12 protein-coding genes and 1 pseudogene are annotated in these 14,497 nt (G+C 73.0%); 3 read left to right on the top strand and 10 right to left on the bottom strand.

Annotated elements, in window-relative coordinates; all coding sequences use genetic code 11:
* Positions 1 to 153 precede the first annotated feature (153 nt).
* Positions 154 to 828, bottom strand: coding sequence for a pyridoxamine 5'-phosphate oxidase (pdxH, locus tag ABZZ79_RS11680; protein WP_356688724.1), 675 nt, complete (start codon positions 826 to 828; stop codon positions 154 to 156).
* A gap of 231 nt (positions 829 to 1,059) precedes the next feature.
* Here pdxH and ABZZ79_RS11675 point away from each other — a divergent pair, with 231 nt between their 5' ends.
* Positions 1,060 to 2,160, top strand: coding sequence for a citrate synthase 2 (locus ABZZ79_RS11675; RefSeq protein ID WP_356688923.1), 1,101 nt, complete (start codon positions 1,060 to 1,062; stop codon positions 2,158 to 2,160).
* Between the two features lie 82 nt (positions 2,161 to 2,242).
* Here the strand turns inward: ABZZ79_RS11675 and ABZZ79_RS11670 are convergent.
* From ABZZ79_RS11670 to ABZZ79_RS11650, 5 genes and pseudogenes are all read right to left on the bottom strand, one after another.
* Positions 2,243 to 3,272: pseudogene (locus ABZZ79_RS11670) on the bottom strand (2-oxoglutarate and iron-dependent oxygenase domain-containing protein).
* Between the two features lie 945 nt (positions 3,273 to 4,217).
* Positions 4,218 to 5,633, bottom strand: a complete 1,416-nt coding sequence (locus ABZZ79_RS11665; RefSeq protein ID WP_356688723.1) for a PAS domain-containing protein — start codon at positions 5,631 to 5,633, stop codon at positions 4,218 to 4,220.
* 148 nt (positions 5,634 to 5,781) lie between these two features.
* Entirely contained in the window at positions 5,782 to 6,234 is a 453-nt protein-coding gene (locus ABZZ79_RS11660) for a GNAT family N-acetyltransferase (protein WP_356688722.1), read from the bottom strand.
* A gap of 33 nt (positions 6,235 to 6,267) precedes the next feature.
* A complete protein-coding gene (locus ABZZ79_RS11655) occupies positions 6,268 to 6,660 on the bottom strand; it encodes a RidA family protein (RefSeq protein ID WP_356688721.1) in 393 nt (130 codons plus the stop codon).
* Between the two features lie 124 nt (positions 6,661 to 6,784).
* Positions 6,785 to 7,540: an SIS domain-containing protein gene (locus ABZZ79_RS11650; RefSeq protein WP_356688720.1), complete on the bottom strand. Its 756-nt coding sequence runs from the start codon at positions 7,538 to 7,540 to the stop codon at positions 6,785 to 6,787.
* A gap of 390 nt (positions 7,541 to 7,930) precedes the next feature.
* Between ABZZ79_RS11650 and ABZZ79_RS11645 the strand changes: the two genes are divergently transcribed.
* Positions 7,931 to 8,623 carry a metal-dependent transcriptional regulator gene (locus ABZZ79_RS11645; RefSeq protein ID WP_356688719.1) on the top strand — a complete coding sequence of 231 codons (693 nt, stop codon included), beginning with the start codon at positions 7,931 to 7,933 and terminating at the stop codon, positions 8,621 to 8,623.
* 656 nt (positions 8,624 to 9,279) lie between these two features.
* Positions 9,280 to 10,173: an alpha/beta hydrolase gene (locus ABZZ79_RS11640; RefSeq protein WP_356688718.1), complete on the top strand. Its 894-nt coding sequence runs from the start codon at positions 9,280 to 9,282 to the stop codon at positions 10,171 to 10,173.
* A gap of 367 nt (positions 10,174 to 10,540) precedes the next feature.
* Here ABZZ79_RS11640 and ABZZ79_RS11635 read toward each other — a convergent pair whose 3' ends face one another.
* The 4 genes from ABZZ79_RS11635 to ABZZ79_RS11620 all read right to left on the bottom strand — a co-directional run bounded on the left by ABZZ79_RS11635 (position 10,541) and on the right by ABZZ79_RS11620 (position 14,293).
* Positions 10,541 to 10,951, bottom strand: coding sequence for a hypothetical protein (locus ABZZ79_RS11635; protein ID WP_356688717.1), 411 nt, complete (start codon positions 10,949 to 10,951; stop codon positions 10,541 to 10,543).
* Positions 10,952 to 10,977: 26 nt separating this feature from the next.
* Positions 10,978 to 12,564: a transporter gene (locus tag ABZZ79_RS11630; protein ID WP_356688716.1), complete on the bottom strand. Its 1,587-nt coding sequence runs from the start codon at positions 12,562 to 12,564 to the stop codon at positions 10,978 to 10,980.
* Complete coding sequence (locus ABZZ79_RS11625) at positions 12,561 to 13,334, bottom strand: ABC transporter ATP-binding protein (RefSeq protein WP_356688715.1); 774 nt, start codon at positions 13,332 to 13,334, stop codon at positions 12,561 to 12,563. Before ABZZ79_RS11625 ends, ABZZ79_RS11630 begins: the two co-directional genes overlap by 4 nt.
* 296 nt (positions 13,335 to 13,630) lie before the next feature.
* The gene (locus ABZZ79_RS11620; protein ID WP_356688714.1) at positions 13,631 to 14,293 is read right to left on the bottom strand and encodes a bifunctional DNA primase/polymerase; all 663 of its coding nucleotides are present in this window, start codon (positions 14,291 to 14,293) and stop codon (positions 13,631 to 13,633) included.
* Positions 14,294 to 14,497 lie beyond the last annotated feature (204 nt).

Below are 14,497 nucleotides of genomic sequence, written 5' to 3'. Positions count from 1 at the left end.
ACGGGTCTCCCGCTGCCCGGGTCGGTCCGGTCTCGCGCCGCTCCGGGTCCGCCGGGTCTCCCGCTGCCCGGGTCGGTCCGGTCTCGCGCCGCTCCGGGTCCGCCGGGTCTCCCGCTGCCCGGGTCGGTCCGGTCTCGCGCCGCTCCGGTCCGCTCAGGGCGCGAGCCGCTCCACCTGCCAGCTGCCGTCCGACCGGGCGTCGTAGCGCAGCCGGTCGTGCAGCCGGTTCTCGCGGCCCTGCCAGAACTCCACCGTCCGCGGGGCCACCCGGAAACCGCCCCAGTGCGGCGGCACCGGCACCTGCTCGCCCTCCGGGTAGCGGGCCTCCAGCTCGGCGTAGGAGGCCTCCAGGTCGGCACGGCCGGCGATCACCGAGGACTGGGCGCTGGCCCAGGCGCCGAGCTGCGAGCCGTGCGGCCGGCTGCGGAAGTACGCCGCCGTCTCGTCCCGCCCGGTGCGCCGGGCCACCCCGTGCACGATGACCTGGCGGGCCATCGGATGCCAGGGGAACAGCAGCGAGACATACGGGTTCTCCCCGAGGTCGCGGCCCTTGCGGGAGTCGTAGTTCGTGTAGAAGACGAAGCCCTGTTCGTCGAAGTGCTTCAGCAGCACCGTCCGGGAGCTGGGCCGGCCCTCCGAGCCCACCGTGGACACGATCATCGCGTTCGGCTCGAACAGATGTGCCTCGACGGCGGCCTGCTTGAACCAGCGCGCGAACTGCTCCACGGGCGTCGCGGCCAGATCGGTCTCGGCGAGTCCCTCCGTCCGGTACTGCTTGCGCATGGCGGCGGGATCGGGCATGGCGGGCACGGCGTCGGCGTCGGTCACGCGGTCATCTTGCCGCATGTGCGGGCGGCCCGGCCGCGGGCGCCTTCGTGGCACTCAGTGCCGCCGAACCTCCCCGTGCCTGGCACTCAGGGATATGGTGCTGATGCCATCCAGGTTGGGTGACCGCCGACCGTACGGGGCATCACTGGGGTGACAGCCAGGACCGCCAGTCCCCGCACGGACCGTGGATCCATCGGCGTCATCTCCCGAACGATCATGAGGAGCCGCATGATGTCGGACTTCGTACCCGGACTCGAAGGAGTCGTCGCGTTCGAAACGGAGATCGCCGAGCCGGACAAGGAGGGCGGCGCACTCCGGTACAGGGGCGTCGACATCGAGGATCTCGTCGGCCACGTCTCCTTCGGCAACGTATGGGGCCTGCTCGTCGACGGTGCCTTCAACCCCGGACTGCCCCCGGCCGAACCCTTCCCGATCCCCGTGCACTCCGGCGACATCCGCGTGGACGTGCAGTCGGCGCTCGCCATGCTCGCCCCCGTGTGGGGCCTCAAGCCCCTGCTCGACATCGACGCCGAACAGGCCCGCGAGGACCTCGCCCGCGCGGCCGTCATGGCCCTGTCCTACGTCGCCCAGTCCGCGCGCGGACAGGGCCGCCCGATGGTCCCGCAGCGCCACATCGACAGGGCGCAGTCCGTCGTCGAACGCTTCATGATCCGCTGGCGCGGCGAACCCGACCCCAAGCACGTCGCCGCGGTCGACGCCTACTGGACCTCGGCCGCCGAGCACGGCATGAACGCCTCCACCTTCACCGCCCGCGTCATCGCCTCGACCGGCGCGGACGTAGCCGCCGCCCTCTCCGGGGCCGTCGGCGCCATGTCCGGCCCCCTGCACGGCGGCGCGCCCTCCCGCGTCCTGCACATGATCGAGGAGATCGAACGCACCGGCGACGCCGAGGCCTACGTCAAGCAGTCCCTCGACAAGGGCGAACGCCTCATGGGCTTCGGCCACCGCGTCTACCGGGCCGAGGACCCCCGCGCCCGCGTGCTGCGCCGCACCGCACGCGAACTGGGCGCACCCCGCTTCGAGGTCGCCGAGGCCCTGGAGAAGGCGGCCCTGGAGGAACTCCACAACCGCCGCCCCGACCGGGTGCTCGCCACGAACGTGGAGTTCTGGGCGGCCATCGTCCTCGACTTCGCCGAGGTCCCGGCCAGCATGTTCACGTCCATGTTCTCCTGCGCCCGGACCGCCGGCTGGTCCGCGCACATCCTGGAGCAGAAGCGGACCGGACGTCTGGTGCGCCCCTCCGCCCGCTACATCGGGCCCGGTCCGCGCAACCCGCGCGAGATCGAGGGCTACGGCGATATCGCCCGCTGAGCCACGTGCCTCAGCGGCGCGGGCGGCCACGGGCCGCGCACGGTCGGCCGCACCGAGTCCCGCGCCCTTGAAGGAACGTTTCTCAAGCCGGGGTCAGCAGATCCGCGTGATGCCGCTTCGCCACCAGCGGATGGGCGCGGAGCTTGCCCTTGAGCTCGTTGTAGCCGTACTCGGCGAACAGCGGATTGGACGGGTCTGCCGACACCCCGGGCGCGGCGTCCGCGTACGGGAAGACCAGGGGCTCGACGCGGGCGTCCAGGCGCGGGTTGTAGAAGAACGGCACCGAGAACCGCTCGGTGGCGCCCGGCGGCGACACGACCCGGTGGTTGGTGGCCACCAGATAGCCGTTGGTCGCCACCTCCAGCAGCTCACCCAGATTGACCACGAAGGCCCCGGGGATCGGCGGCACCTCGTGGAACAGCCCGTCCTCCCGCTGCACCTGGAGCCCGCCCACCTGGTCCTGGAGCAGCAGCGTCAGGAACCCGTAGTCCTTGTGCGCCCCCACGCCCTGGCCGGTCCCTTCCCCGGCGCTGCCCGGATACCGGACGAGCTTGAGATGCGGGTGGGCGTGCGCGCCGAAGGCGTGGTCGTAGAAGTCCGGGGAGGCCCCGATCGAGGCCAGCAGCTCGTGCAGCAGCTTCTCGGCGACCTGGCTCAGCCGCTCCACCCACCGCAGTGCGGCCGTCCGCAGCTCCGGGAGCGCCTCGGGCCACTGGTTGGGCCCCTGGAGCCACCAGTACGCGGGCTCGCCCGGCCCGGGAGCGCGGGCGGGCCGCTCCGCCCCGATGTCGAGCTGGTCCCGCCAGTCCTGGCGCCCGCCGGTGCGCTCGTCGCCGGTCCGCGTGTAGCCGCGGAAGTGCGGCGAGTTCACGTTGTCGATCGCCAGCCGCTGCTCCGTCGGCAGCGCGAAGAACCGCCGCATGGCCGACAGCAGCCGGTCGGTCTCCTCCTGCGTGACCCCGTGCCCCACCAGCTGGAAGAAGCCCACGTCGTGCGCGGCCCGGTGCAGCCGGGCACGCAGCCCGGCCCGCGCCTCGGGGCCGTCGTCGGCGGCGGAGAGATCGATGATCGGGCAGTTGCTGGTACGACGGATTCGTCGAGTCGTTCGTCATGAGATGCGTCCGCGGGTGTACGGGTCCCGGTCCCGCCGGGGGTGGGGCGGTGCACGGGTGCCGGCTGTGCAGGAGAGGTGGGGCGAAGCCCGGGCGGCCCGACACCGCGGGACCGCGAGAGGAATCCGAAACGGGGGCCGGAAGGCTCAGATCGAGCGTCGACAGCCCATGCTCGTGACGCGGACGTAGTCCACGTGGCGGCGTCGGACGAGCGAAAGCATGCGCCCAGGGTACTGCGTGCCGAAGGATTCGTAGGTGACGGGGGTCACCTGCCGCAGATCATCCGGCAGAGAACGCAGACGACCCGCGAGTCTGGTCCTCCAGAGGAGGGGCCGGCCGGACGTACCGGCGACTCGCGGGTCGGGTGACTGCGTTTGGATTGGCCGGCTGCGTGTATGGCGCACACGCTGGTCCGGCGCCGAACCGAGTTTGACGACGGGCTGCTAGCCCGCAGTCACCTCGCACGTCCGGGATGCATACATTCTCCGGATCACCTCCTTTCAGCGTGTGCCACACACTAAGGACCCGTGTGCCGTGGTTCAACGGGATTTTCGAGACGCTGACTCGACGCCGGCTCGTGGACTTCGGCCGGACGGGACGACGGCGGGCACGAGGCCTCCGGTGACAAGGCCGAAGTGCTGCTCGGCGCGGGTTCGCCGCGGACGCGGGAACCCATGGCGATCCGGCGTGGGGCGGGCGCGATCCGGCGTGGGGCGGGCGCACGACCCGCGCCCGGTGGCCTGGGTGACCAGGACGTGTTCGGGCAGTCGCCCGATGCCCCACGCGGTGGCGGGGCCTCCGTGAGCCGATTCGTCCCTGCTCCCAGGGGGCGTCCGCGCTCACCGGTGCCAGTGCGGACTGAGAGGTCCGCCCTCACCGAGCGCAGCGGCGCGCTCCGGTGCTACTGGATCTTCATCGCGCCGCGGCCCGAACAGGGCTCATGTGTCACTCCCGCCCCACCAGCCCCGCCAGGTCCAGCGCCGCCGCGATCCGTACGGCCACGTCCTCGGCGTACGAGGCATCGGCGCGTTCGAACGGGGTGCGGCCCGCGCCGCGCAGGAAGGTCACGACGCCCAGGTTGCGCCCCCGGCTGCGCAGGACCGCGCACAGGGCGTGCACGGCGTCGCCGGGCCACTGGCGGGCCAGCGCCCATTCGCGGGCCTGGTCGGGCGGGACCGAGCCCACCCCGGCACGGACGGTGCTCGCGCGGTCGACGCAGCTGAGGGCAGGGTGGCCCTCGCGGTAGCGGACCGGGAGCCCCGCGCGGCCCGCGAGGAGGCTCGGGCCGGGGGCGCCGGAGGGGGTCGAGGCGAGCCGGACCAGCCGTACCGGCGCGGCCGGTTCGCTCTCGGGGGCCGTGGCGCCCGCGATCCGGTCGATCAGCGCGTGATCGGCGAATCCCGCGAGGGCGAAGTCCAGGTGGACGGTGGCCGCCTCGGTCGGGTCCTCGCACTCGGCGGCCGCGCGGGCGGCACGGTGCAGCTGGTTGGTGCGGAAGCGCAGCACAGACGCCTCCTGCTCGCCCTGCTTGGCCTCCGTGACGTCCTGGAACAGCCAGCCCACGCCCAGCGGGACGGGCTCCTCGGCGAGCGGGGAGGCGAGGCGGACGAAGCCGCAGCGCCAGCAGCGGCGCCGTTCGCCGTCGGGGGTGCGCACACCGACCCAGATCTCGGCGGGCGCGGGCGGGGCACCCTCGGCCAGCACATGGGTGAGCGCGCTCTCCAGCTCCTCCACGCCCTGCGCGAGCAGTTCGCCGAGGGGACGCCCGAGAGCGGAGGTGCGGCCGGTGCCGAGCGCGCGGGCGGCGTGGGCGTTGACGACGGCGGGCCGCAGGTCGGCGTCCACGAGGACGACACCCCAGGACGCGTCCTCGAACAGGGCCTCGCTCAGGGCGATGGACCGCTCCAGGTCTATCTGCGCGTGCACCTCGCTGAACGCGCAGTACACGCCCGCGGGCTTGCCGTCGGTGCCGCGGACCGCCGCGGACTGGGTGCGCACCAGGACCCGGCCGCCGTCCTTGGTCAGCAGCGCGAACTCGTGCACCTGGCGTCCGGGGGCGTTCATGGCCGACAGCAGCCGGCCCTCGACCTCCTCGGCGTCGGCACTGCGCACCGCCCAGCCGGCCAGCCCCCGCCGGCCGACCGCCTCGGACGCGGTCCAGCCGAGGATTCGCTCGGCCTCGCGGTTCCAGTGGGTGACGGCTCCGTCCGCGTCGAACGCGCACAGGGCCGCGTCCATCCCGTCCAGCAGCGCGGCGAGCAGGTCCGAGCCGTCCCGGTCGGGCTGTTCCGACTCTTCGGGCTGCTCGGGCTCGTCGGGCCCCACTTCATCCGTGGTCCCACTACGCCGTGAAGCACTCACCTGGACCCCCAAGCAGGCTGCGTCCGCACGAACGGCGCGTCGGTTGCTCACTGGTCATCATTCAACTCGAACGTGACGCAGCCCACATATGGTTCCTGCAAGATTGCCGGGGAATCGTTGTACGGCGGATATCCCGCGGCCCGTTCTTCTAGTCTGCGGCGGGAGCCAGCCGCAGGTCGACCCAGACGTCGCTCTCGCCGTCCAGGGTGTAGCGCTCGGTCTCGACGAACCCCCGCGCGCGGGCGAAGGCCAGGCCCTCCTCGTTCACCGCCAGCACGCAGGTCTCCACCGCCCCGGCGCCGACCCCGCGCGCGTGGGCGAGGCCGTCCTCGTACAGGGCCGCGCCGTAGCCGTGGCCGCGGTGGCCGGGCAGCACGCGCGCGATGACCGTCACCGCCCTGTCCTCGCCCTCCGGCGCCCGCACGGTCGAGCAGCCGACCAGCTCGTCACCGACGTAGGCGTTGCACAGCCGGTGCCGGGCGGCGCGCTCGCGGACCTCGTCCAGGGACATCGCGGCGGGCGGCACGATCGCGTTGTGGACGTACCGCCACTGCCGCAGCATGGCGTCGCCGTCCACCGTCTCGATACGAAGATCAGTCACGGCAGCCAGCGAACAGGGGCACCCACCCGGACGTCAACGCGTTTGCGGCAAGCGCGCGTAGACCTCGATCTCGATCCGCATCCGGGGGTCGGCCAGCCCGCAGACCATCATCGTGGCGGCCGGCCGAACGTCCCCGAAGCGGCGGCGCAGCACCGGCCAGCACGGCTCGAAGTCCTCCCGCGCGGGCAGCAGGTACCGCACCCGGACGACGTCCCCGAACCCGCACCCGGCCCGCGCCAGCGCGTCCCCGATGTTGCGCAGACACTGTTCGGCCTGCTCCACCACGTCGTCGGAGATCGTCATCGTCGCGTAGTCGAACCCGGTCGTCCCCGACACATGGACCCGGTCCCCGTCGACCACGGCACGGGCGTACCCGATCTGCTCCTCGAACGGTGAACCGCTGAGGATGGCACGTCGCTCAGTCATGGCCGGAAAGCTAGGTGAGCTGCGGCGATACGTCGAATACGCACAGCGGACAGGTTCGATACGCGTAGACGTATGCTCCCGGAATGGAGCGCCCCACGCGCCGGGGCGCCTCGGCCCCTGGGGCTCAGTGCCGGTAGAAGATCCGGTCCCGGTACTCCTCCATCACGCGGCCGTTCCACTCGTGACCCCCGTCGACGTTCCCCGAGCGCAGCAGGGGCGGTTCGATGCCGCGGTCGGCGAGGGAGCCGGCGGCGGTGGCCATGACGGCCTGGAGGAGGGCGGTGGTGACGACGGTGGAGGCGGGGGCGAAGGGGGCCGGGACGGTGTCGAGGGTGAGTTCGGCGTCGCCGACGGCGATCTTGGAGTCGAGGACGAGGTCGCAGTGGTCCTTGAGGAAGGTGCCGGAGCTGTGCCGCGACGTCGTCTCGGAGGTGTAGGCGACGGAGGTCACGCCGATGACCTTCACGCCGAGGGCGCGGGCGTGCGTGGCCATCTCGACGGGCAGCGCGTTGCGCCCGGAGAGCGAGATGATCACGAGGGCGTCGCCGGCGCGGAGCGGGGAGGAGTCCAGGACCGCGCTCGCCAGGCCGTCGACGCGTTCCAGCGCGGAGCCCAGGGGCGCGGGCATCACGTCGACGCCCACCACACCGGGCACGGTGAGCAGGTTCATCAGGGCCAGGCCGCCCGCCCTGTATACGACGTCCTGCGCGGCGAGCGAGGAGTGCCCGGCACCGAAGGCGAAGAGGCGGCCGCCGGCCGCGACGGTGTCGGCGAGGAGGGTGCCCGCGGCCGTGACGGCGTCGGCCTCCTCGTCGCGGACGCGGCGCAGCAGGCCGATCGCGGCGTCGAAGTACTGGTCGGCCAGCTTGCTGTCGCCCATACAGAGCCCCTTCGCTCCTCGCGGTGCCGTCCCGCTGTCGGCGGTGCCCGCTTCCAGCGGTGCCTGTGTCGCGGATCACCGTGCGGTCTGGACCAGTGGGATGTCAATACGGCGGTCAAGGCGGTGCACCGGGCCGCTCCGGATCCCTGACGCGGGTTTGCCCCGCCATGGCCTGGGCCTTCCTGCGGCCCGGCCCCGGCCCGCTCCCCGCCTGGCCCGGCCTTGTCGGCCCCGGTCCGGGCCGGGGAGGGGGCAGGGCTTACCCACGCGTAACAGTCGCGTTCCGTCCGCGCGGCCCGGTTGTCAGTGGTATCCGGCAGAATTGACTCCAGGGCCAGCGCATGGGCCGGAGACCGTCATGCCTCCGGCAGATCTCACCGAGGGGCACGTATGTCCGGACTGATCGACACCACGGAGATGTACCTCCGCACCATCCTGGAGCTGGAGGAGGAAGGTGTTGTCCCCATGCGCGCCCGCATCGCCGAGCGGCTGGACCAGAGCGGGCCGACGGTCAGCCAGACGGTCGCGCGGATGGAGCGCGACGGCCTGGTGTCCGTGGCGAGCGACCGGCATCTGGAGCTGACCGACGAGGGCCGCCGGCTGGCCACGCGCGTGATGCGCAAGCACCGGCTCGCCGAGTGTCTGCTGGTGGACGTGATCGGTCTGGAGTGGGAGCAGGTCCACGCCGAGGCGTGCCGCTGGGAGCACGTGATGAGCGAGGCCGTGGAGCGGCGCGTGCTGGAGCTGCTGCGGCACCCCACCGAATCGCCGTACGGCAACCCGATCCCGGGTCTGGAGGAGCTGGGCGAGAAGGACGGCGCCGACCCGTTCCTGGACGAGAGCATGGTCTCGCTGGCCGAGCTGGACCCGGGCCCGGACGGGATGACGGTCGTGGTGCGCCGCATCGGCGAGCCCATCCAGACGGACGCGCAGCTGATGTACACGCTGCGGCGGGCGGGTGTGCAGCCCGGTTCGGTCGTGAGCGTGACCGAGTCCGCGGGCGGTGTGCTGGTGGGCAGCAGCGGCGAGGTGGCCGAGCTGCAGGCGGACGTCGCCTCCCACGTGTTCGTCGCCAAGCGCTGACGCGGCCGGGGGCGTTCGGGGTCCGGGCGTCCAGGGGTGACCCCCGGGGCGGGAGAGCCTCGGCGGTGTCCCTCGTGCGTGGCGATTCCCGGACCGGCTCCGCCGAATCGCAGCGGCGCGGCGCCGCGCGTGCCAGGCTTTGGCCGTGAGGCATATGACCGGGAGGGGCGGGCGGATGTGCCGAGAGCGTGTGGAGGGCCCCGGCGCCGTACGGCGCCGGGGCCTGTCCTCCCCGGTGTCGACCCGGAGCCCCGAGCTCTCAGGGTCGTTCCCCTCGGACCGGTTTCCCCGAGCGGTCCGCCTCCCGCTGAAGATCTCCCCTCGACGGCGGCGATCATTCCTCGGGCGGTGTCACTCGAATGAGGGGTGTTCCTCACGAAGACCGCGTTTTCGAATAGGGGTTCGATAGTCTGCGAGCGCGGCGGACGGCCCGAAGGGCCCCGCGGCACACCGGGGTACGGCAGTCGGCAGGCCCGGCCGTACCGCACCGGCACGACGAGTACCTACGACACGGGTACGGCCGCAGCGGCAGCGTGGACCGGCGGCACGGCCCAGCAGCACAGCGGTACGACGGGCGGGGCGGACGCGGATCGGGCGGACGCGCGGCCCCGGCGGCAGCGGGCGGTCCGAGCGGAGCTTGGGGGTGGCCAGAACCAATGGCGCGGCGCATCGATGTGACCGGAACGGGCGGCGTACGCCTCGCGGCCTGGGAGTTCGGCGACCCTCCCAAGCCCGGCGACCCGCCGGCCCCGGCAGGCGACTCGCACACCGTGGAGCTCCACCCTCCGGGTGTGCTGTTACTGCACGGCCTGATGGGCCGAGCCTCGCACTGGGCGTCCACCGCCCGCTGGCTCTCCGAACGCCACCGCGCCGTGGCGCTCGACCAGCGCGGCCACGGCCAGAGCGACAAGCCCCCGCAGGCCGCCTTCACCCGTGAGGCGTACGTCGAGGACGCCGAGGCCACCCTCGAACAGCTCGGCCTCGGCCCGGCCGTGCTCATCGGCCACGCCATGGGCGCGCTGACCGCCTGGCAGCTCGCCGCCAAGCGCCCCGATCTGGTGCGCGCCCTGATCATCTGCGACATGCGGGCCTCCGCGCTCGGCGCGGCCTCGCAGCGCGAGTGGTCCGACTGGTTCAAGGCCTGGCCCGTTCCCTTCGCCACCCTGGCCGACGTCCGCAAGTGGTTCGGCGAGGACGACCCGTGGGTGGAGCGGCCGAACCGGGCGAGGGGCGCCTTCTACGCCGAGGTCATGCAGGAGTCGCCCGACGGATGGCGGCCCGTGTTCGAATTCGAGCAGATGCTGAAGTCCCGCGAGACCTGGGTGTACGACGCCCACTGGGAGGAGCTGGCCCAGGTCCGGTGCCCCGCGCTCGTCGTCCGCGGCCTGGACGGCGAACTGGGCCGTGCCGAGGCGCAGGAGATGGTCCGCGTCCTGCCGCGCGGCCAGTACGCGGAGGTCGCCGACGCCGGCCACCTCGTCCACTACGACAGGCCCGAGGCGTGGCGCCTGGTGGTCGAGCCCTTCCTGGACGGGGTGCTGACACAGTGACGGACCCGGGCGGTGTCTCTGGGGAGTGACGGCTCTGGGCAGTGTCTCTGGGCAGTGGCGGCTCGGGGTGGCGTCTCTGGGGGGTGGCGGCTCGGGGTGGCGGGCTTGGGGAGTGGCGGCCCGGGGCGGCGGCCCTGGGGACTGACAGCTCCGGACGGCGTCGGCGGCCCTGGGGAGCGCCGCCGCGGCGGCGGACCGCAGCCTCTTGTCCTCCTTCGCTCCGGCGGGGGCGGGGAGGGCGAGAGCGGCGCGCGGGTGGGCGTGGTGCCCGCCCGCCGTGCCGCCCTCGGCGTCGTCCGTGTCGCCCTCGGCGAAGGGCCCGGGGCTGCCCGAGGGCAGCGGCGGCCGGGTCGGCTCCCCGGGCCGCTCACGCCTTCTCGATCCCGCCGACACAGCGCAGCACCGCCGCCACCGCCGCCCGGTGCGCGGGGAGTTCGAGCCGGGTGGCGAGGGCGGGGTCGCGGGATCCGGCCAGGATCTCCCGGAAGACCGGGGCCAGCGGGGCGAGGGAGGGATCCGCGCCGAGGTCCGCCAGGTTCTCGCGGGTGACCTCGGCCGTCTCGCCGTACCCGGTGGCGGCGGCCGCCAGGTTGCCCAGCGCCAACCCCAGATGCGTTACCGGCCACAGCTCCGCCGCCACGTCCGTCTCGCCGCGCAGCGCGGCCAGGGCCCGTGCGGCGACCGGCGCGTCGAGCGGCCCCAGCCCGGCGGCACCGCCGGATCGCGCTCTCCGTCGAGCACCCGCCGCAACGTCTGTGCGTACGCACGGTGTACCCAACGAGATCCGGGATCAGCCGAGTTGATTCACCCCTTGCTCACCGCCGCCAGGATCTCCGGCAGCCGCCGGGCAGTGCGCGGCGCGGCCAGCCGCAGCCCGAGGAGGGTGAGCCCGGCCCCGTACGCCGTGCCGAGCGGCAGCAGCAGCCACTGTCGGCGGTCGCCGTCGGCGCTCATATGCAGCCAGATGGTGGCGGCGATGACGGGGGAGCACAGCAGGGCCGCCGAGACCATGCCGCCGAAGATGGAGATCCAGGCGAGCCCGGCCTGACCGGGTGCCACGTTCTTGTAGCCCTCCTGCGGGATGGAGTACGGGAAGGAGGCGGAGGTCCACGCCCCCGTCGCCAGCATCGCGCCGAGCAGCGCGAAGGACAGCCCCAGCACCTCGGGCAGCGCTTCCCAGTCGCCGAGCAGGGCCGTCGTCACGACCGTCACCAGCGCCGAGTACGGCACGGTGATCACCATCAGGGCCAGGGCCCGCGCGCGCAGCTCGGCGTAGGCGTCCCGGGTGGAGGAGATGGTCGTCGCGACCATCCAGAACGCGGAGGTGTCCTGCCCGAACTGGTTGTACATCTGGATGCCGAGCATCCCGGCGGCGAAGCAGGCGAAGTAGACCGAGCCGGTGCCCTGGAGCGCGTTGAACGCGGGCACGATCAGACCGATGGCGAGCGAGGTCACCCAGGCGGCCTTGGTCTTGGGGTCGCGCCAGATGTAGCGCAGGCTGCGTTCCATGACCGTGCCGGTGCGCCCGGCCGGCAGCAGCCGGGCCAGGCCGGTGGAGGCGCGGGCGCGCGGGCCGGGGTCGGCGGACTGGAGGGTGGAGCCGTCCGGCGAGGTCATCAGCCGGGTCAGATGCCGTGCCCACACCGTGAGCGCGGCCGCCACCGCGGCCGCGCTGACCGCGAGCTGCGCGGCCGCGGTGCCGTAGGCCCCGTCGCTCACCGAGTGCACGGCGCCGACGGCCGACGCGGGCGGCACCCAGCGCAGTACGTCGGCGACCGGGTCGAGCTGGCCGAGCCCGCTCGAACCGAGGCGCTGCGCGCCGAAGTTGACCAATTGGGCGCCGACGGCGATCACCAGACCGCTGAGCACGGCCAGGTCGCGGCCCTTGCGGCTGGTCAGCAGGCGGATGTTGGCGGCTGCCACGGCCCGCGCGACGGCCACGCACACCAGCAGCATCAGCGCCACCGCGACGACCCCGACCGCGTACGCCGCTCCGCCGTGCGCGACCGCGATCACCGAGCCGACGGCCAGGCACAGGGTGAACAGCGGCCCTATCCCGACCAGCGAGGCCACCAGCAGCGCCCGCACCAGCGGCATCGGCCGCAGTGGCAGCATCACCAGCCGGGTCGGGTCCAGGGTCTCGTCGCCGCTGGGGAAGAACAGCGGCATCACGGCCCAGCCGAGCCCCAGCACGGCGGCCAGCAGCACGACCACGGCGTCCGCGTGCGCGGTGCCCCGCAGGAGGATCAGCCCGAACAGCTGGGCCACCGCGAACAGCAGCACGAACACGGCCGAGAGCACATACGCGGCCAGCCGCCCGCCGGACTGCCGCAGTCCGTTGCGCAGCAGGGACAGTTTCAGACGGACGAAGGTGGACGTGAGGGACGTCATCGGGCGCCGCCGCCGAGCCAGTCGAGGTCGCTGCCGGTGTTCCGGACGGCCACGCCGACCAGTTCGAGGAAGGCCTGCTGAAGGGTGGGCGCCTCGCCCCGCACCTCGGCCAGTGTGCCGTGGGCGCGGATCCGCCCGGCGGCCATCACGGCCACCCAGTCGCAGAGCGACTCCACCAGCTCCATCACGTGCGAGGAGAACACCACGGTCGCGCCGGAGGCGGTGTACCGCTCCAGCACGCCGCGAATGGTCTGCGCGGACACCGGGTCCACACCCTCGAACGGCTCGTCCAGGAACAGCACTTCGGGGTTGTGCAGCAGCGCGGCCGCGAGCCCGATCTTCTTGCGCATGCCGGTCGAGTAGTCGACGACGAGCTTGTGCTGGGCCCCGGCCAGGTCGAGCACGTCCAGCAACTGCGCGGCCCGCTTGTCGACCTCGTCCCCGGGCAGCCCCCGCAGCCGCCCGGTGTACGCGAGGAGTTCCCGGCCCGACAGCCGTTCGAACAGCCTGAGCCCCTCGGGCAGCACCCCGATACGGGCCTTCACCTCGACGGGATCGCGCCACACGTCGTGCCCCACGACCTCGACCGACCCCTGATCCGGCCGCAGCAGCCCGGTCACCATGGAGAGGGTCGTGGTCTTACCGGCCCCGTTGGGCCCCACCAGCCCGATGAACCGCCCGGCGGGCAGCTCCAGATCGATCCCCCCGACAGCCACTTGCTGCCCGAACCGTTTCCAGAGCCCTCGAACGACAACAGCACTTTTGGTCATGCCGAGACACTAAGGGCCTTCAAGGGGCGCGGGCTGTGTCTCTGCGCGGCTCCGCCGCGTGGGCGCGACGGGCGAGCGCTGCCTTCAGGGGCGCGGGGCTGTGTCTCTGTGCGGCTCCGCCGCGTGGGCGCGAAGGGCGAGCGCTGCCTTCAGGGGCGCGGGGCTGTGTCTCTGCGCGGCTCCGCCGCGTGGGCGCGAAAGGCGAGCCCTGCCTTCAGGGGCGCGGGGAACTGCGCGAACGACCACGAGCGACCCGCAGCCGCAAGACGAACAGGAACCCGGCAGACGAGAACGCGCTACCGATCCCGCCCACACGCATACGCCAGCGGCGAGATCAACTCCTCCGCGTCCGGCAGCCACCGGTTCGCGGGCGTAGGCCGGCAGGCCCACTGCACGGCCCCCCGGGACCCGAACCGCGTGGGCGGCGCGGCCACATACGCCCCCTCGCCCAGGGCCACCAGGTTCAGCGACGCGGGCGACCACCCCAATTTCCGCACCAGGTCGGGAACCTTCACCGAGGTCCCCGGCAGCACGAAGAAGTGCATGCGCCGCTCCGGCGTCAAGATCACCGGGCCCAGGGTGAGTTCCATCCGCTCCATCCGCGCCAGCGCCAGGAAGCCGGCCGTCTCCGGGACGGAGATCGCGTCGAACGTCCGCCCCGTCGGCAGCAGGATGGAGGCGTTCGGCTGCTTCTGCCACATCCGGCGCGCGACGGTCGCGCTGCCCGTCGCCTGCGTCGCCCAGTCGGGACGCGCGGGGTGCGCGCCGGGCGCCTCGCACGCCGCCTCCTCGCAGGAGCAGCGCTGCAGCCCGTCCACGGCATCCAGCCAGGTGCCGGGGAACACGTCCCAGTGGCGTTCCTCGGCGTAGCGTACGGCTGTCTCCAGCAGGGATTCCCCGCGCTGCTGGGGAATCTGTGCGGTTTCGGTGCCCTGGATCGTCTCTTCCACGCTCAACACAACTCCGCCGTCCACCTCGGGTTACGGGCGCGCTCGCGCGCGGACGAGGAGCATCGATCCGGCGTCCGGGGCGCATGGGTGCACGGGTGGGGGCGCGCGGGAGGATCCGGGGAGCGAGCCGGGTAGGCACCCCGGAGGCGGCTTGCACCTTTACCCCGGCAATTCTGGCATGCCTCGCATTGTCGGCATGTCCGCTGGGCATCG

It is taken from the genome of Streptomyces sp. NPDC006458, from assembly GCF_040612135.1.
Classification (GTDB): Bacteria; Actinomycetota; Actinomycetes; order Streptomycetales; family Streptomycetaceae; genus Streptomyces.
Note: the sequence above shows the minus strand (reverse complement) of the source record. Positions and strands in the feature narration are given on the sequence as shown.